The sequence below is a fragment of the Halalkalibacter urbisdiaboli genome, from assembly GCF_002156385.1.
Classification (GTDB): Bacteria; Bacillota; Bacilli; order Bacillales; family Bacillaceae_D; genus Halalkalibacter_A; species Halalkalibacter_A urbisdiaboli.
In genome coordinates this window covers 1,228,206-1,245,371 of sequence record NZ_MVJM01000002.1, presented here as the reverse complement: position 1 = coordinate 1,245,371, position 17,166 = coordinate 1,228,206, and the positions used below count along the sequence as shown (strand labels likewise).

Annotated in this window: 16 protein-coding genes; 13 read left to right on the top strand and 3 right to left on the bottom strand. The window is 39.4% G+C overall.

The features are described 5' to 3' along the window. The first annotated feature begins 202 nt into the window (after window positions 1–202). The gene (gene nagE / locus B1R93_RS13750) at window positions 203–1,579 is read left to right on the top strand and encodes an N-acetylglucosamine-specific PTS transporter subunit IIBC (protein WP_088104516.1); all 1,377 of its coding nucleotides are present in this window, start codon (window positions 203–205) and stop codon (window positions 1,577–1,579) included. Between the two features lie 280 nt (window positions 1,580–1,859). Beyond that, window positions 1,860–2,300, top strand: a complete 441-nt coding sequence (locus B1R93_RS13745; RefSeq protein WP_088104515.1) for a hypothetical protein — start codon at window positions 1,860–1,862, stop codon at window positions 2,298–2,300. Window positions 2,301–2,421: 121 nt separating this feature from the next. On the opposite strand, the gene B1R93_RS13740 is transcribed toward B1R93_RS13745, so the two are convergent. Continuing rightward, entirely contained in the window at window positions 2,422–2,979 is a 558-nt protein-coding gene (locus tag B1R93_RS13740; RefSeq protein ID WP_088104514.1) for a YpiB family protein, read from the bottom strand. 148 nt (window positions 2,980–3,127) lie between these two features. Between B1R93_RS13740 and B1R93_RS13735 the strand changes: the two genes are divergently transcribed. Continuing rightward, window positions 3,128–3,502 (top strand): PH domain-containing protein, encoded by a 375-nt coding sequence (locus B1R93_RS13735; RefSeq protein ID WP_088104513.1) that lies wholly within the window; start codon window positions 3,128–3,130, stop codon window positions 3,500–3,502. Window positions 3,503–3,545: 43 nt separating this feature from the next. Here B1R93_RS13735 and B1R93_RS13730 read toward each other — a convergent pair whose 3' ends face one another. Further along, window positions 3,546–3,839 carry a DUF3817 domain-containing protein gene (locus B1R93_RS13730; RefSeq protein ID WP_088104512.1) on the bottom strand — a complete coding sequence of 98 codons (294 nt, stop codon included), beginning with the start codon at window positions 3,837–3,839 and terminating at the stop codon, window positions 3,546–3,548. Between the two features lie 151 nt (window positions 3,840–3,990). Between B1R93_RS13730 and B1R93_RS13725 the strand changes: the two genes are divergently transcribed. The 6 genes from B1R93_RS13725 to B1R93_RS13700 all read left to right on the top strand — a co-directional run bounded on the left by B1R93_RS13725 (window position 3,991) and on the right by B1R93_RS13700 (window position 9,215). Continuing rightward, complete coding sequence (locus B1R93_RS13725; protein ID WP_088104511.1) at window positions 3,991–4,266, top strand: thiamine-binding protein; 276 nt, start codon at window positions 3,991–3,993, stop codon at window positions 4,264–4,266. A gap of 346 nt (window positions 4,267–4,612) precedes the next feature. After that, window positions 4,613–5,806, top strand: coding sequence for a class I SAM-dependent rRNA methyltransferase (locus B1R93_RS13720; protein WP_088104510.1), 1,194 nt, complete (start codon window positions 4,613–4,615; stop codon window positions 5,804–5,806). A 114-nt stretch (window positions 5,807–5,920) separates the two neighbouring features. Then, window positions 5,921–6,244, top strand: coding sequence for a DMT family transporter (locus B1R93_RS13715; RefSeq protein WP_088104509.1), 324 nt, complete (start codon window positions 5,921–5,923; stop codon window positions 6,242–6,244). Next, window positions 6,244–6,558 carry a DMT family transporter gene (locus B1R93_RS13710; protein WP_088104508.1) on the top strand — a complete coding sequence of 105 codons (315 nt, stop codon included), beginning with the start codon at window positions 6,244–6,246 and terminating at the stop codon, window positions 6,556–6,558. Before B1R93_RS13715 ends, B1R93_RS13710 begins: the two co-directional genes overlap by 1 nt. Before the next feature lie 67 nt (window positions 6,559–6,625). Next, entirely contained in the window at window positions 6,626–8,806 is a 2,181-nt protein-coding gene (locus tag B1R93_RS13705) for a DNA topoisomerase III (protein ID WP_088104507.1), read from the top strand. A gap of 19 nt (window positions 8,807–8,825) precedes the next feature. Further along, on the top strand, window positions 8,826–9,215 hold the full coding sequence (locus tag B1R93_RS13700) for a VOC family protein (protein WP_088104506.1): 390 nt from the start codon (window positions 8,826–8,828) through the stop codon (window positions 9,213–9,215). 69 nt (window positions 9,216–9,284) lie between these two features. Here B1R93_RS13700 and B1R93_RS13695 read toward each other — a convergent pair whose 3' ends face one another. After that, window positions 9,285–10,823: an FAD-dependent oxidoreductase gene (locus tag B1R93_RS13695; protein WP_088104505.1), complete on the bottom strand. Its 1,539-nt coding sequence runs from the start codon at window positions 10,821–10,823 to the stop codon at window positions 9,285–9,287. Between the two features lie 519 nt (window positions 10,824–11,342). On the opposite strand from B1R93_RS13695, the gene B1R93_RS13690 reads away from it, so the two are divergent. The 4 genes from B1R93_RS13690 (at window position 11,343) to glnA (ending at window position 17,063) form a co-directional block, all read left to right on the top strand. Next, a complete protein-coding gene (locus B1R93_RS13690; RefSeq protein WP_207634159.1) occupies window positions 11,343–12,179 on the top strand; it encodes a DNA adenine methylase in 837 nt (278 codons plus the stop codon). Continuing rightward, window positions 12,163–13,446, top strand: a complete 1,284-nt coding sequence (locus tag B1R93_RS13685) for a type II restriction enzyme (RefSeq protein ID WP_088104504.1) — start codon at window positions 12,163–12,165, stop codon at window positions 13,444–13,446. The genes B1R93_RS13690 and B1R93_RS13685 overlap by 17 nt, the downstream gene beginning before the upstream one ends. A 340-nt stretch (window positions 13,447–13,786) precedes the next feature. Next, the gene (cshA, locus tag B1R93_RS13680) at window positions 13,787–15,256 is read left to right on the top strand and encodes a degradosome RNA helicase CshA (RefSeq protein WP_088104503.1); all 1,470 of its coding nucleotides are present in this window, start codon (window positions 13,787–13,789) and stop codon (window positions 15,254–15,256) included. A 445-nt stretch (window positions 15,257–15,701) separates the two neighbouring features. Continuing rightward, window positions 15,702–17,063, top strand: a complete 1,362-nt coding sequence (gene glnA / locus B1R93_RS13675) for a type I glutamate--ammonia ligase (protein ID WP_088104502.1) — start codon at window positions 15,702–15,704, stop codon at window positions 17,061–17,063. Window positions 17,064–17,166: the final 103 nt, after the last annotated feature.

The window sequence follows — 17,166 nt, the reverse complement described above, 5'->3', positions numbered from 1 at the left end:
TACCTTTGCAATTATTTTAACTCGGACTTCGATGGTTGTCTATACCAATTTAAATTAATAAAATGATTTAATATGTATAATACTATAATTATTTGAATTTATACTAATTACCACCCGAAAATAGGTATAGACAACTATACTTAAGTAGTGATAAGATAGATTCAGAATTTAACGATTACTTTTTACTAAGGAGATGAAGTACATGCTTAGCTTTCTTCAAAAAATCGGTAAGTCATTAATGCTTCCAATCGCTGTTCTTCCGGCAGCCGCACTTCTATTGCGACTGGGTCAAGAAGATTTATTAAATATTCCTTTTATGGCAGGAGCTGGGGCGGCAATTTTTGACCATTTAGCTCTAATTTTTGCGATTGGAGTTGCGATTGGGTTTGCTCATGATAATAATGGAACTGCGGCTTTAGCTGGTGCAATTGGATATTTTGTGCTTGTCAATGGAACACAGGCAATAAATGAAAATATTAACATGGCAGTACTAGGTGGGATAGTAAGTGGGATTATTGCTGGACTTTTATATAACCGCTTTCATAATATTCGCCTTCCACAATGGCTTGGCTTCTTTGCAGGAAGACGCTTTGTTCCTATTATCACAGCTGCAACGATGGTTGTATTAGCTGGTGTATTTGGAGTTGTTTGGCCTCCGATTCAAGATCTGATTAATGGCCTTGGACAGTGGATTATTGAAGCAGGTGCAGTTGGAGCTGGTGTATTTGGTTTCTTAAACCGACTGTTGATTCCAATTGGTTTGCATCATGTTTTGAATAGTTTAGTTTGGTTCGTATTTGGTGAATACAACGGAGCTACTGGAGATTTGAATCGTTTCTTTGCAGGTGATCCGACTGCTGGTATTTTTATGACAGGTTTCTTTCCAGTTATGATGTTCGGTCTTCCGGCTGCTTGTTTGGCAATGATCATGACAGCTAAAAAAGAAAAGAAAAAACAAGTAACGGGTATGTTTCTCGGTTTAGCTATTACATCATTTTTAACTGGGATTACGGAGCCGATCGAATTTTCGTTTATGTTCTTATCTCCAATTTTATACGGTATTCATGCGATATTAACAGGGGTATCGATGTCTTTAACTTATGTGCTTGAAATAAGACATGGTTTTGGGTTTTCAGCAGGATTTATTGATTATATGTTGAACTTTGGGATTGCTCAAAAACCGTTATTTTTATTAGTCATTGGCTTAGCTTATGGAGCTGTATATTTCGTGATCTTTTACGTAGTCATTCGTGCAATGAATTTAAAAACACCTGGACGTGAGGATGATGAGGAAGAAGAGTCTACCAATCCTGAAACCTCTGGAGATCGCTATAGTTTTATGGCGGCTACGTTTATGGAGGCGCTAGGTGGAAAATCAAATGTAAAATCGATTGACAATTGCGCAACGCGATTAAGATTACAAGTTGCAGACATGGGTAAGGTAGATGAAAGTGCGCTTAAGAAAAATGGAGCAAAAGGAGTCATGAAAATAAATAAGACAGATATCCAAGTCATTATCGGAACCGATGTCGAGTTTGTTAGTGATAAAATGAAGCAGTATCAGAAAGGCAATAATTAAAATAAGTACTACTACAATAGAAAACCTTTTCGAGGAAGACAATAAAAAGTCTCCTAGTAAGGCATAACCTCACACTTTTGTGGGGTTATGCCTTTCATACTGATTCAAAAAATTGTAGGAATAAAAAAAGTTAATTGTTAGATTATTGTTAACATTGGAATATATAGGATGTTTTAAATGACAGAAAACTTGAGAGGCACGTTTATTAGCTGCTCCAAGTTATAACATCGGTGATCATACGTATTCCTCTAAGCGTAGTAGTGTGGGTGATTTTGTGGAGATGAAGCAAATTATTAACAAAGCCGGTATGCGTAAGGATGGAACAACTTATGAGCAATACGAGGAAAATGGAAGTATATTGCATTACGGGGGCTTTGAGGGGACGAACCATCATTTTTATGTAGATGGCAACGAGCTGCACCTTCGTTTACCTTGGGGACGACTAAATGTAACGGATCCTTCCTCTCATCAAGTGTTAGATGACCCACGTGCAGTTGAAAGTGGCGAGCGCGATTTATTACAAACCACAACGACAGACGGAATTCGTTTATCGGCTGTGTTGGTTTCGGGGCAAAACGAGGTTCTCGACTTATTTCCAGGTGGTCAACAGTTTACCGAACCTGAACCGTATTTATGGAGTAAGTGGGAGCAGCCGAGCTACGTTGAAAGGTTAAAAAATAGCTATCCGTACATTCAAGAATATTTTAAAACGTTACAGTAAAACAAAACGAGGCTGTGCAAAGGGTTGTTTTTTAAACTTTTGGCACAGCCTCGTTTTTAAGATTGAATAGAAACCTAACATGTTATAGATAATAATTTTCAGGCGTAAATAGACAACCGGATTATGCCTCATTTTGCTTTTGGAACCTAGCTTGCTCCTGCTCAAGTTCTTTCATCCGTATAACTAATTCTTTAAATAGGTGTTCATTACGTTGATCGAGTGCATCATCGATTTGCTTACGAACGGAAATCATTTCAATAATAATATCTGCTTCTGAAGAGTACTTTTGAAATTGCTTGTATCGTTTAAATTTATCTTCAATCGGAGTTTCAATTAGTTGGGCATAGCGTTGATTATGAACCTTTCCAAAAAAGTTAAACACAAGATACACTTTATCAGTAGGGTTTGCCATTAAATCACCTAGAGCCTTAGATACATCCTCTGTTTTACGCTGGTTGTAATAGTAGACAAAACCAGGCTCATCGGAGTTAATACTAGAAATGACAATCGTCTTTTCTTTAATTTGGATTTTCTCTGTAAAGGAAATATTCTCAAGCAAATGATGCCTTTTTAGAATATATTCAAGGAGCATGCGGGCTTCCTTATGTTTCAAACGATGCTGGTCTAGGAACCATTTAATAAACTGACCTTTCTCCGAAGCTGAAACAAATTTTTTCATAATCCCCACCCTGGTAAGTGCCTTTCATTTATTTTAACAGCAGATTTTTACAAATGAAAGGAAAAAGATTTCTATTCAAAGCCTAGACCTACTCCTTTTTAAGAGGTAAAATTTTCTAAAGATGTTATTACATTTTGGAGGTGGAATAATGGGTTTTTTTGATGGATTAATGGGAAATGCATCCGAGGTCGATGTAAACCAAGCGCAAACTGAATTTCAAAACTTACTCACTTCAAGTGAAAGAATTGAAAAAGGCTATGTTGTCATTCGTGATATGTTTTTATTCACAAACAAGCGCCTGATTCTTGTCGATAAGCAAGGTATGACAGGGAAAAAGGTGGAGTATCACTCCATTCCTTATCAAAGCATTACGCACTTTAGTGTTGAGACCGCTGGGAATTTCGATTTAGATGCAGAGTTGAAAATTTGGATTTCTGGTAGTGCGCAACCATTACAAAAGCAATTTAACAAGAAGCTAGATATTTATGAATTACAAACGGTTTTATCTGAATATGTTTTATAATCTAAAAAGGAGCTAGTCCCTTAATGGGATTAGCTCCTTTTACCTATGCCTGCTTTTCACGTAACAGTTTTGCATCAAATACAAAGGGACCAAACGGTAGAACAGAGGCAATCACTGCCAAAAACCCTTTTGAAAGCGACCAACGAAGTTTAAACATAAGCAGAACAACAAACGCAACATACAGAACAAACAAAACACCATGCAACATACCTATTACTGAAACAGCCATAGGCATATCAAACATATACTTTAACGGCATCGCAATTCCTAACAGAAGTAAAAAAGATATCCCCTCTAAATATCCAATCATCCGGAATTGCCGAATTAATGATGTCATCTACTCCACTCCTTCATAAAATCATTCTATCATTATTATAGCAAGAACAAGCTTTATCTGAAGTGGAGATTTTATGAATCTAGTAAAAGAGTGTTTTAACCTAATATGAACGGGTAAGAGAACAGTAGAATACATTGAAAGGGTGATATACATGGCTACCGTAACAGCAGGCTTTCAAGTATTACCGAATGGGAAAGATATGGACACGAATGGAGTCATTCCAAAAATCATTGATATCGTAAAGCAATCGGGATTAAATTACGAAGTCGGTCCGATGGAAACAGTGGTTGAAGGTGAAATAGATGACGTATTGGAATTAATCAAAAGAACACAACAGGTGGGAATTGAAACAGGAGCCTCGGAAGTTATCACAAATATGAAGCTCCATTATCGCCCAAAGGGTATCATGATAGCAGACAAGCAGTAACTAGCAGCAACAGTTAAGATGGTTCAAAGGTTTGACCTTTGGGCCATCTCTAATTTTGTAAGCTCATATATAAGAATGTTTGAAATACAATATAGTAATCTATGAGCTTTTTTTCGACGTTTGTTCCATCAATTGTCTTTATGAAGATTGTATAACTTCTCGGATTTTAGTAATAATGAATCTAAGGATTTGCCGTCAATACGACCATGTTTAATATGCTCTTTAGAAAAGCAGCAGCAAGCAGACTTATTTGGGACAAAAACCTAATCTATCAAGGTTACTAAAAAAATAAGACAAAAATGTTATAATCGTAAAAGAAAGAAAAATGAAATGTTAGGATGACATGATGAGAAAAGAAATTCGATTGACCGTAAAGAAACCATACATCCAAAAGTTTAAAAAAGGCTTTCCGTTAATTGAAAAAGACGCAATCACCAACATGGAACTTGTAAAAGAGGAAGGTAGTTTGATCCGTTTAGAGGACCAGCAGCAGCAGTTTATCGGAAAAGGCTATGTTGGCAAACAAAATAAGGGCATTGGTTGGATTCTTTCCAATTATGAACACGAACCTATTGATAAGACCTTTTTTCTAAATCGGATTCAGCTGGCATTAGAAAAAAGGTCGAGCCTATTTGAAGATCCTGAAACAACAGCCTTTCGTGTTTTTAATGGAGAAGGGGACGGCATTGGCGGATTAACTATTGACTACTACGATGGCTTTTATGTCATGACATGGTATAGCGAAGGGATTTTTGCCTTTCGAGAATGGGTCATTGAGGCGTTTGGAACCGTTCCGTTTAAGGGAATATACGAGAAAAAACGCTTTGACCAAAAAGGAAAGTACATTGATGACGATGATTTTGTGATCGGTGAACGTGGTACATTCCCGCTGCTCGTAAAGGAAAACGGGATTACGTTTGCAGTCTACTTAAATGATGGTCCAATGGTTGGTGTGTTTTTAGATCAGCGTGAGGTTCGAAAACGAATCCGTGATGATTATGCGAACGGAAAGAAGGTATTAAATACATTTTCTTATACAGGGGCTTTTTCGGTGGCTGCTGCGTTAGGAGGAGCAACTAAAACGACGAGTGTAGATTTAGCAAACCGAAGCTTAGCGAAAACGATTGAGCAGTTTAGTGTAAATGGGATTGATTATGAATCACAGGATATAGTCGTTATGGACGTGTTCCGTTATTTCAACTATGCCCAAAAAAAGGGTTTGTCCTTTGACCTAGTGATACTAGATCCCCCAAGCTTTGCCCGTTCAAAAAAACATACATTTCGTGCGGAAAAGGATTACACGAATTTGATAAAAGAGACAATTGCAATTACGGAAGATGAAGGTGTCATCGTTGCTTCAACAAATTGTAGTACGTTCGGAATGAAGAAGTTTCTAGGGTTTATTGAAGCGGCTTTCCGTGAAACTGGAAACCGTTTCGATATCCTAGAGACCTTTTCTCTTCCTGATGACTTTCAAACAATGAAAGAATATCAGGCTGGTGATTACTTAAAGGTTGTGTTTGTGAAAAAAAGCAAGTAATCGTATGCGGGTAAAGGAAAAAGCCTTGGAGACTGTTAAGCGGTCCTCCGGGTTTTTTTGTGCGATTTGAAATATAATTGAAGAAAATGCTATGAGAGCTAGGAGGGAGGTAAGATGAGAAAAGACTGGTTATTGGTCATGTTTGCAGCTTGTTTTGAGGTTGGCTGGGTTGTTGGCTTAAAGCATGCTAGTAGTTTCATTGAATGGACGCTAACAGGTGCTGCGATTATCTTAAGTTTTATTTTATTAATTCGTTCCGGTGAACGGTTGCCGGTAGGAACGGTTTATGCTGTGTTTGCAGGACTAGGGACGGCTGGGACAGTCATTGTAGATATCGTTGTCTTTTCACAGCCATTTCGCTGGTCCGTTATAGCACTCATTTCTTTATTATTAGTTGGTGTTATAGGACTTAAAATGGTAACAGAGAGGGACGCATAATGGAGTGGATATTTTTAATTATCGCGGGATTACTAGAAATGCTAGGGGTTACGTTAATGAATCAATGGCATCATACGAAAAAATGGTCTGTCATTGTCATGCTGGCTGGGGCGTTTATTCTTAGCTTTTATTTTCTATCGTTAGCTATGAATGTCATACCAATGGGGGTTGCTTATGCCGTTTGGACAGGAATAGGGGCCACAGGTGGTGCGGTTGTAGGCATGGTTTTTTATGGTGAATCAAAAGACCGCTGGCGGATCTTTTTTATCGTAGTGATTTTAAGTGCAACCGTTGGCTTGAAGCTGATTACGTAAGAGGATCATTATCTTTTTCGATGTAACGATGCTATGATGAAGAGAGCGATCATGAAAGGATGTTTTGATGAAAAAAACAGTTGTGTTGGCGGAAAAACCCTCTGTTGCACGTGATATTGCGAGGGTGCTTCATTGTAATAAAAAGGGAAATGGCTTTTTGGAAGGAGATCAATATATTGTTACTTGGGCACTTGGTCATTTAGTGACCTTAGCCGAGCCGGAAAGTTATGGAGATACATATAAAACGTGGAAGCTTGAGGATTTACCTATGCTTCCGAATAAATTAAACTTAGTGGTCATTAAAAAGACGAGTAAGCAGTTTCATGCGGTAAAGGCGCAGCTACAGCGTCAAGACGTTAGTGAAATTGTAATCGCCACTGATGCAGGTCGTGAAGGTGAGCTTGTCGCAAGGTGGATTTTAGCAAAGGCTCATGTAAAGAAGCCACTTAAGCGTCTGTGGATTTCCTCTGTTACCGATAAGGCAATTCAAGATGGGTTTCGTAAGCTAAAAGACGGCACTCAGTATGAGCATTTGTATGATTCTGCTGTTGCCCGTTCAGAAGCAGATTGGTATGTCGGGATTAATGGCACCCGAGCGTTAACGACAAAATATAATGCTCAGCTATCGTGTGGACGTGTTCAAACGCCAACACTGGCGATGATTGCGAAACGTGAACAAGAAATCCGTTCTTTCCGACCGCAATCGTTTGAGCAATTAACGGTTGAAGTTGAAGGCCTTACCTTAACATGGCAAGATTCAAAGTCAAAAGAGCGGCGTATGTTTGACTCGAACAAAACGAAGCAAATCGAGGCGACGGTCAAAGGGAAACAGGTTAAGATTATGGACGTTAAGAAGGCCGCAAAGAAAACGCCGGCCCCGCAGCTGTATGATCTAACGGAAATTCAGCGAGAAGCAAACAAACGCTTCGGTTATTCAGCGAAAGAAACATTATCAATTATGCAGCGATTGTATGAACAGCATAAAGTGTTAACGTATCCGCGGACAGATTCACGCTATGTATCCTCTGATATTGTCGGAACGTTAAAGGAACGTCTGCAAGCCTGTAACGTACAGCCATATCGTAAGCATGTGTCAAAAATTATCAATCAACCAATTAAAGCAAGGCCTCACTTTGTTGATGATAAAAAAGTCTCGGATCATCATGCGATTATTCCGACAGAGCAAAGTGCAGCGCCACGTTCGCTCTCGGAAAAGGAAGCGAAGCTGTATCATCTTGTTGTCCTCCGTTTTCTTGCGGTTCTCTACCCTGCCTACGAGTATGAGCAAACAACGATTTGGGCTGATGTGAACAACGAATCATTTACGGCTAAAGGTAACCGGGTATTAACGCTTGGCTGGAAGGAAATTTATGCGGACCAGCCTGATGATGAGGAGGAAGCAGCATCAACGATTCCTGAACTGAAAAAAGGTGATACACTCCCTGTAAAGGCTGTTCATGTAAAGAAAGGTGAAACATCACCACCGTCACGCTTTACAGAAGGAACGCTGCTATCAGCGATGGAGCGTCCAGCAGCTTTTATGGAGAATAAAGATAAGAAGCTAGCGGAAGCACTTGGGAAAACAGGTGGAATTGGGACAGTCGCAACGAGAGCAGATATTATCGAAAAGCTTTTTAACGCGTTTTTAATTGAAAAGCGTGAGAAGGAAATCTTTCTTACATCGAAAGGAAAGCAACTGTTAGACTTAGTGCCGGAAGAACTGAAATCACCCGCTTTAACAGCGGAATGGGAGCTTAAGCTCGAAAACATTGCTCAAGGGAAGCTAGCAAAACAAGCATTTATTTCTGATATGAAGCAATATGCAAAATCGGTTGTTTCTGAAATCAAAAACAGTACGAAAACATTCAAGCATGATAATGTGACAGGCAGTAAATGTCCTGAATGTGGCAAGCTTCTTCTTGAAGTGAACGGGAAAAAAGGCAAGATGCGTGTTTGCCAGGATCGCGAATGCGGCTATAAGAAGAATATTGCCAAGGTAACGAATGCAAGATGTCCAAAATGCAAGAAAAAGCTGGAGCTCCGAGGCGAGGGAGAAGGACAAACCTTTGCTTGTGTGTGCGGCCATCGTGAGAAGCTTTCCGTTTTTAATGAACGAAGAAAGCAAAATAAAAACAAAAACGTCTCAAAGCGTGAAGTTGCCAATTACATAAAAAAGCAAAACAAGAAAGACGAATTTTTAAACTCAGCCCTCGCCGACGCTCTATCAAAGCTTAAGTTAGATAAATAACGAGAGAGGAGCAGTATGGATGATTGAAACAACAGCGATTCATCATGTTAGCTTAACGGTTGTAAACGTAGAAGAGGCAAAGGTATTTTACCGAGACGTATTAAAGCTAAAGGAGTTGCCACGGCCAAACTTTGATTTTGAAGGGGCCTGGTTTGCGGTAGGTGCTCAGCAGCTTCATTTGATTATCGACCCAGGCCATACGATTAATCTTGAGAGAACGATAAACACCCGTGCTCCGCATTTTGCCCTCCGTGTGATAGATTATTATGAAACGGTAAAGTGGCTACAACAAAATAAGATTGACATCGTTGAAAAGCCTGATAGCCGCAGTGGCTTTGCACAAATCTTTTGCTTGGACCCATCAGGGAATACGATTGAATTAAATGTCGACCAAAACGATTTGAGATAAAACATAAAAAAGAGGGGCAAATCGTCTGTAATTTGTCCCTCTTTTTTTTAGTGTCATGCCTAAGTTAATTTACTTTTTATTCGATTGAAGAAGAGGGGTAAGAGGCTCGTTCGCTGGGCCCTCGATTACTTCTCCTTCAAATGAGAAACGGGAGCCGTGGCACGGACAGTCCCATGTACGTTCACCATGATTCCAGTTGACCTCACAGCCCATATGTGTACAGGTTGTATCTACAACGTGGAGAGTTCCGTCGTTGTCTCGATAGGCACCGGCACGTTTGCCGTTTACTGTAACTACGCCACCTTCATCCTTAGTCAACTCTTCAGGTGTGCGGTCAGGGTTTTCGAATTTACCTTTAATTAGGTGTTTGGCGACATCGCCATTATAGGACATAAACTTCTTGATACTTGGGTCAGCTACAAACCGAGATGGATTATATAGCTCGACGTAAGGGTTGTATTCTCCTAAAATTTGATCAGAAATTAGTCGCGCAGCAGCCGTACTATTTGTCATTCCCCATTTTCTAAAGCCTGTGGCGACATACGTATTTGGATGGTTTTTCGTTATTTTACCGATATAAGGGACTTTATCTAATGTAATTAAATCTTGGGCTGACCAGTGATAGCGAATATCTAAGTCGGAAAAGAGCTCTTTTCCGAAGTTTTCCAAAGCCTCATAGTGATATAACGTATCCATGCCTTGTCCCGTTTTATGCTCTTCTCCACCAATCAAGAGTAATTTTTCGCCGTTTACCATCGTGTAACGAAGCGAGCGTGAAGGAGTCTCCGCATTTAAATACATTCCACCTGGAAATTGTTTTGTTTTAGCTCCAACAATGTAAGAGCGATCAGCGTACATGCGGGAGAAATAGAGTCCTGGTTTGTCATGAAATGGGAAATGTGAAGCGGCAACAACATGTTTTGCTTTTACTTTTGCCCCTGAATCGATATGAACGGTTTGGGGATCGCCTTCGTCTACGTCGGTAGCTACAGTAGCCTCAAAAATTTCGACTCCGCTTTTTTGAATGGCGTCAACGAGATGGGCTATGTAACGCAAAGGATGAAATTGAGCTTGGTTTGGCATTTTTATTGCTGCTTTTATCGGCATATTAAACGGAAGAGAATCTTCCCATTCTCCTGGAATGTTTGCTTCACGATATGCTTTAAACTCATTTTCTAGCTTCTGAACACCACGATTTGATGTTGCATAGAGATAATGATGTTCTTCCTGTAAGTCACATTCGATCTTTTCGTCTTTTACGAGCTGGCGAATAAAATCTAACGCTTCTGATGTCGCTTGATAGTACTGCTCTGTTTTATTTACGCCAAGATTTTGTTTGAATTCGTCATAAATGATACCATGCTGTGCCGTAATTTTTGCGGTCGTGTGTCCTGTTGTCCCATTTGCTATTCTTGTTGCTTCTAAAATGGCAATACGTAACCCTGATTTTCTTAAAAGGTATGCCGTTGTAATCCCTGTCATACCGCCACCAACAATCGCCACGTCAACGTGCAAGTCTTTTTCTAGTTTAGGGAAAGACGGTAGTTTGGTTGATGAAAGCCAGTATGAACCTGGCTCTCCAGGCTGGTTTGTGTGTAATTCTGCCATATATATCCCTCCTTTTTTAAATCCATTTCCTCCATAAGTTTCCCGAACAACGAAAAACCATGTATGAACTTCTTATTCGGACAACAAAAGCTTAAAATCATATGGAAATGAGAAAGAGTGGTTTGTTGGTTTATAATTTTCCTGAAGTATGAAGGCATTAGTACCTCATAACAGTGTTTATTGAACAAGTGTTGTTTATCGTTTTATAATGAAATAACGAAACTTGTCAAAGACGTTTTAAATGAAAAAAAGAACCCAAACCCGGAGGCCACTGAAAAAGGTTAAAACTAGACGGCACTGAAAAACTCCTTGAAAGTCAGGCGCTAGGAAGCAGCAATGGCTCCACACGTTGTTCGCCTGCTATGAGAAACCTGCTCATAGCAGGCTTTTAAGAAGATGGCAACGGATCGGCACATTACTTAAAGGGTACTGAAAAAGGGGAACCCACCCTTTTTCAGTACCCTCCAAACTCGTGGTTCTTTTTTTGATATAATGGCTTGAGAGAAAGGGAGATGTTAGGTGATTAAGGAAGCTCAGCCGTTTTTGAAATGGGCTGGCGGGAAGCGTCAGCTTTTGTCCGAAATTCGTAAGTATGTTCCAAACGATTTTGGAACGTATTATGAGCCATTTGTTGGTGCCGGAGCCGTTTTATTTGATCTTCAGCCAACAAGGGCTGTTATAAATGATGTAAATGAGGAGCTTGTTAATGCGTATCAAGTCATTCGTGATGATGTAGAGAGTTTGATTGCTGATTTAGAACAGCATGAAAATACGTCAGACTATTTTTATGACATCCGTAATCTAGACCGTGAAGGAGAATATCGACAACTGTCTAATACAAAACGGGCCTCTCGTTTAATTTATTTGAATAAAACTTGTTTTAATGGGTTGTATCGTGTTAATCAAAAGGGACAATTTAATGTTCCTTTCGGGAAATATAAAAATCCAAATATTATAAATGCTGATGTTTTACGTGCGGTTCATCGTTATCTTCATGAGAATGAGGTGATGATCCACAATCAAGATTTCGAGAAAGTGGTTGAAAAGGCAAAGGCCGGGGACTTTGTTTATTTCGATCCCCCGTATGATCCTGTAAGTACAACAGCTTCCTTTACGAGCTACAGTTTAGATGGATTTGGCAAGAAGGAGCAGGAACGGCTTCGGGATGTATGTATTGAATTAGATCAACGTGGCTGCTACATCGTAGTGAGCAATTCTGCAACGGATTATGTGAAAGAACTTTATAAGCATTTCCACATTGAAATTGTTGGAGCTACACGCAACATTAACTCTGTTGCAACAAAGAGAGGGAAAATTGAAGAAGTGCTGGTGATGAATCATGTCCCAAGGGCTTAATGATAAAGCATGGCAAGTGTTATTTGATCACTTTGCCATTTTAGCAGAGATAGATAAAAATGGCTTTTTTGAAATCGCAGCAAAGGACATAAAAACGATTTCTGGGCGCGAGCCGAGGCTGATGGCTAAGTTTGACCATTATAGCAATTTACCAACATTATTTAAGCAGCATCATTTATCAATTTTACCACTTTCCCGTTCTCGTTATGTGATCGGGCAATTTAATGCTTACAAGGAAGTTACCTATGATTCCAAGGTAAAACCAATTGTAAAAAAACTCCCCGATCATATTGTTAGTTTGGATCCGACAAATCTTTACAGTGAAAGTGCAGCATTACATGCCGCGTATTTAACAGGGATGATTGACGATGTAATTGGTGAGCGTAGTCAGCCGACTGTAAGCGGGAGAATGTCATCAAAGGCGTTTAATTTTACGATTGGAACACATAACGGAAATGAATATGAAGTAGAAGTGACAAACGCTCAGGTGGAAATTGATGCCGGTTATGAAACGGAATCCAGTTTTGTCATTGTTGAAGCGAAAAAAGAAACGGTAAAGGATTTTTTAATTAGACAAATGTATTACCCGTTTCGTCTTTGGAGTGAAAAAGTAAACAAGCCCGTTATTCCAATATTTTTTACGTATTCGAACGATGTATTTAGCTTTTTTGAATATCGCTTTCGTGACCCGTTAAGCTACCACTCACTGGAGCTTGTTCAACAAAAAAATTATATGATTGCCCATCAGTCAATTACGAAGGAAGATATTACGAACCTTCTTCATCTAGATATTGTCAAGGAGCCTACAATTCCATTTCCGCAAGCTGATTCCTTTGAACGAATTGTCGATTTATTAGGGTTATTGGTGGAGAATGAGCTAGGAAAGGCTGATATTACTACGACGTATAACTTCGATGAAAGACAAACTAATTATTATACGACGGCTGCGATGTATCTAGGCCTTGTTGAGCGAAGTAAAGACATAGAGAAAGTGGTTCGATTTCGTTTGACGAAAAAAGGTGAAGAGCTTATGCACAAGCCGTATAAGCAAAAATATCTCGGTCTAGCTGCCTGTGTGATTGAACATGAGGTTTTTCAAAAGGTGTTATCCATTTGTTTAACTGAAGGAGAGATGCCAAGTCGTGACCGGATTGTAATGTGGATGAAGGATGCGCATGTATACGGAGTTGGGTCAGAATCAACATATGCACGTAGAGCTTCAACCATCATTCAGTGGGTGCATTGGGTTTTGTCTCTCCCATCGTAGATTTTCATTTTTTAAGCAAAGGAAGTTTGCTGCTTATTTTCTTTTTTTTCCTCCATTGCCTTTTTTGCGCGTCCGTGGTAAGATTACCTTTAGCTTATAAAGCAATTAGCGCCGGTTTTTTTAATATAAGGCGACACATAGCATAAGGATACCGACCATATTCCTTGTTGTGGAATATGGTTTTTTAATGTGTTTTCTGAACGAATTAAGGAAAACTTATAGATAAGATGTCTAGCTTTGGCTGTATTCCAACGAGAAAAGCTCCTTGGATGTCTGACATCTTACGTGTCGCAGCACATGAAGGCGCTAGAATAAATTTGGATGAAAAGGGGATTTCTAATTGGCAACATTTTATGAATTTGGATTAAATCAAGAAGTCGTTCGAGCAGTAACAAAAATGGGGTTTGATGAAGCAACACCTATTCAAAGTGCAACCATTCCAACTGCTCTTGAAGGAAAGGATGTTATTGGTCAAGCGCAAACAGGTACAGGTAAGACTGGGGCGTTCGGTATTCCATTAATTGAACGAATTGATACGGAAAAGGATCATGTACAAGGACTTGTACTAGCTCCAACAAGAGAGCTTGCAAATCAAGTCGCAGAAGCTGTAACGAAGATGGGTAAATATAAAGGTGTACGTACGGTCGTAGTGTATGGTGGTCAGGATATGCGCCGTCAAATTCGTGACCTTAAGAAAAAGCCGCATCTTATCGTAGCAACACCTGGTCGTTTAATGGACCATATGCGTCGTAAAACGATTCGTTTAGATCAAGTTGAAATGGTTGTATTAGATGAAGCTGATGAAATGTTAAACATGGGCTTTATTGAAGACATCGAAACGATTTTGAAAGAAATTCCAAAGCAACGTCAAACACTTCTGTTCTCTGCAACGATGCCTAAGAGAATTGAAAAGCTTGCTCAAACCTTTATGGATGAGCCAAAGCTGATTGCAGTCAAGTCTAAAGAAGTGACGATGGAAAATATTGAACAACAATATATTGAACTTCATGAACGTGAGAAATTTGATACGCTTTGTCGTCTCATTGATATTGATACTCCAGAGCTTGCCATTGTTTTTGGTCGTACAAAGCGACGTGTTGATGAATTATCAGAAGCTCTAATTAAACGTGGATATAGAGCAGAAGGAATTCATGGAGATTTAAACCAAGCGAAACGGGATAGTGTGCTACGTAAATTCAAAAATGGTTTAATCGATGTCCTTGTCGCAACAGATGTTGCAGCTCGGGGATTAGACATTAGTGGCGTAACGCATGTCTATAACTTTGATTTACCGCAAGACCCAGAAAGCTACGTTCACCGTATTGGTCGAACAGGGCGCGCAGGTAAATCAGGGGTTGCTGTTACATTTGCCACGCCTCGTGAAAGAGATCATGTCAAAACCATTGAGCAAGTATCGAAGAAAAAAATGATAAAACGTGCGGTGCCAACGTACGAAGAAGCAATAAAAGGCCAACAAAAATTGGCAATCGACCAGCTACGTGATCTTATTAATGATGGCGAAGCAGATGCGTATCGTCAGGCAGCAAAAGAGCTGCTGCAAGAAACAGATGCTACAACAGCTCTTGCATCGGCACTTAAACTTCTGACAAAAGAACCAGATACAACAACCGTAAAGTTAACAGATGAAGCACCTTTACGTGTTAAGAAGCGTCGTGCTGAAGGCGGCGGTGGTGGTGCTGGTAAGCCATATCGCAAGCGTCGCGACGATCGTCGTCGAGGAAACAAACCGGATGAGCGTCGAGCTTTCCGCTTCAACAGTAAAAAGAAAGCTCAATCAAAGAGAGCATAATTTGATAATAAACTATGGAGTCCCAAAAGATGTGAATCTTTTGGGACTTTTGTAAAATAATTGTAAAGCTTGTTTCGTTTACATAAAGAATGGGACGAGCTAGTTGAATAGAGCTTAATTAGCTGGTATTTTAAAATTAACCCATCATAATTATGATGAGCTCAACGTAGCACCCCCTTTTTATTGCTAGAGAGTCCTCTCTAGCTTTTTTTTATGTCAAAATTCAAAAAATCTCCGTATTTAATCCTAAAAGTCTCGTTTTCTTGATGTATAGGAAGGAAAACAAGAGAAAGCAAGAAAAAAGTCTATATTTTTACCGTAAATCGCGAAAAACCTTGTTAGATAATCTTACAAGGGGGTTGCGAAAAAACGTCATGGGTTTTAAAGTAAAAGGTAACAAGAATGTGTCACATAAGATTACATGAAAAGGAAGTGTAAATAAGAAATGGCAACTGTATCTGCACCAACAAGAGAAAGCATGATTAAAGAGATTAAAGAAACGATTGAATCAAAAAGCGTAGAATTGCTTCATATGCAATTTGTTGATATCGAGGGAATCCTTAAGCACGTAACGATCACAGCTGCTCAAATCGACCAAGCGGTTGAAGGAAGAGTAATGTTTGATGGTTCTTCAATTACTGGCTTTACACCTATTAATCAATCAGACTTATATTTAGATCCGGATTTATCTACATTTGCAGTATTACCTTGGACGGAGGAAGATGGTTATTCTGAAGCTCGTTTCCTTTGTAGTGTAAAAAAGTCTGATGGATCAGACTTTGAAGGTGATCCTCGTAACGTTTTAAAAAAGACAGTAGCTCGCGCTAAAGATAAAGGCTATTCAATTAGTGTCGGACCTGAGCTAGAGTTCTTCTTATTCGAAACAGATGAGTACGGTTTACCAACTCAACGTACTCAAGATGTTGGTGGGTATTTTGAGCCATCTCCAAAGGATAATGGTGAAGTTGTACGTCTTGCAATCTATAAAGCTTTGAAAATGATGGGCTTCACAATTGAAGCATCTCACCATGAAGTAGCTGTTGGTCAGCATGAAATCAATTTTAAATATGCTGATGCATTAGGTTCAGCTGATGCTGCTACTACGTACAAGTGGGTAGTTAAAACAATTGCTAAGCAACATGGTTTACACGCAACATTCATGCCTAAGCCTCTTGCTGGTGAAAACGGAAGCGGAATGCACGTAAACATTTCATTATTTGATGATGCTAAGCAAGAAAATGCATTCTATGATGCAAACGGAGACTTAGAATTATCAGAAAAGGCATACCAATTTATTGCTGGTCTTATGGACAACGTGAAGGAATTTGTTGCTGTTACAAATCCATTAATTAACTCTTACAAGCGTTTAGTTCCTGGTTATGAAGCACCTTGCTACATCGCTTGGTCAGCATCAAACCGTTCAGCTTTAATTCGTATTCCAGCTACTCGTGGTGCAGGAACTCGTGTTGAAATCCGTTGCCCAGACCCATCTGCTAACCCTTACTTAGCATTTGCAGTTATCGCTTCTGCTGGTCTTGACGGTGTTGATCGTGAATTAACTCCAGTTCCATCAGTGAATGCTGATATTTTCCACATGACTTCTGAAGAATTACAAGCTCGTGGAATTGAAAACCTTCCTACTAGCCTTGAATCAGCTCTAAGCAAGTTTGAAGAAGGTTCAATCGGTCGTCAAACATTAGGTGAGCATACATTTAATGAGTATTTAGAGTTAAAACGCGGCGAGTGTGATGACTTCCGTTTAGCTGTTACTGGCTGGGAGCTTGACGCATACCAAGCGAAGTTCTAATAATATGATATGATCTGAAAGACCAAAACGAATTATTCGTTTTGGTCTTTTTTAGCTGATTCAACAAACAGATTAAACGAATCTGTTTGTATTTTTTTCATCT

Bases quoted from the DNA above. Each gene is read 5' to 3' on its own strand.
- nagE (WP_088104516.1), top strand. From the start codon at position 203: ATGCTTAGCTTTCTTCAAAAAATCGGTAAGTCATTAATGCTTCCAATC.
- B1R93_RS13745 (WP_088104515.1), top strand. From the start codon at position 1,860: ATGAAGCAAATTATTAACAAAGCCGGTATGCGTAAGGATGGAACAACT.
- B1R93_RS13740 (WP_088104514.1), bottom strand. From the start codon at position 2,979: ATGAAAAAATTTGTTTCAGCTTCGGAGAAAGGTCAGTTTATTAAATGG.
- B1R93_RS13735 (WP_088104513.1), top strand. From the start codon at position 3,128: ATGGGTTTTTTTGATGGATTAATGGGAAATGCATCCGAGGTCGATGTA.
- B1R93_RS13730 (WP_088104512.1), bottom strand. From the start codon at position 3,839: ATGACATCATTAATTCGGCAATTCCGGATGATTGGATATTTAGAGGGG.
- B1R93_RS13725 (WP_088104511.1), top strand. From the start codon at position 3,991: ATGGCTACCGTAACAGCAGGCTTTCAAGTATTACCGAATGGGAAAGAT.
- B1R93_RS13720 (WP_088104510.1), top strand. From the start codon at position 4,613: ATGAGAAAAGAAATTCGATTGACCGTAAAGAAACCATACATCCAAAAG.
- B1R93_RS13715 (WP_088104509.1), top strand. From the start codon at position 5,921: ATGAGAAAAGACTGGTTATTGGTCATGTTTGCAGCTTGTTTTGAGGTT.
- B1R93_RS13710 (WP_088104508.1), top strand. From the start codon at position 6,244: ATGGAGTGGATATTTTTAATTATCGCGGGATTACTAGAAATGCTAGGG.
- B1R93_RS13705 (WP_088104507.1), top strand. From the start codon at position 6,626: ATGAAAAAAACAGTTGTGTTGGCGGAAAAACCCTCTGTTGCACGTGAT.
- B1R93_RS13700 (WP_088104506.1), top strand. From the start codon at position 8,826: ATGATTGAAACAACAGCGATTCATCATGTTAGCTTAACGGTTGTAAAC.
- B1R93_RS13695 (WP_088104505.1), bottom strand. From the start codon at position 10,823: ATGGCAGAATTACACACAAACCAGCCTGGAGAGCCAGGTTCATACTGG.
- B1R93_RS13685 (WP_088104504.1), top strand. From the start codon at position 12,163: ATGTCCCAAGGGCTTAATGATAAAGCATGGCAAGTGTTATTTGATCAC.
- glnA (WP_088104502.1), top strand. From the start codon at position 15,702: ATGGCAACTGTATCTGCACCAACAAGAGAAAGCATGATTAAAGAGATT.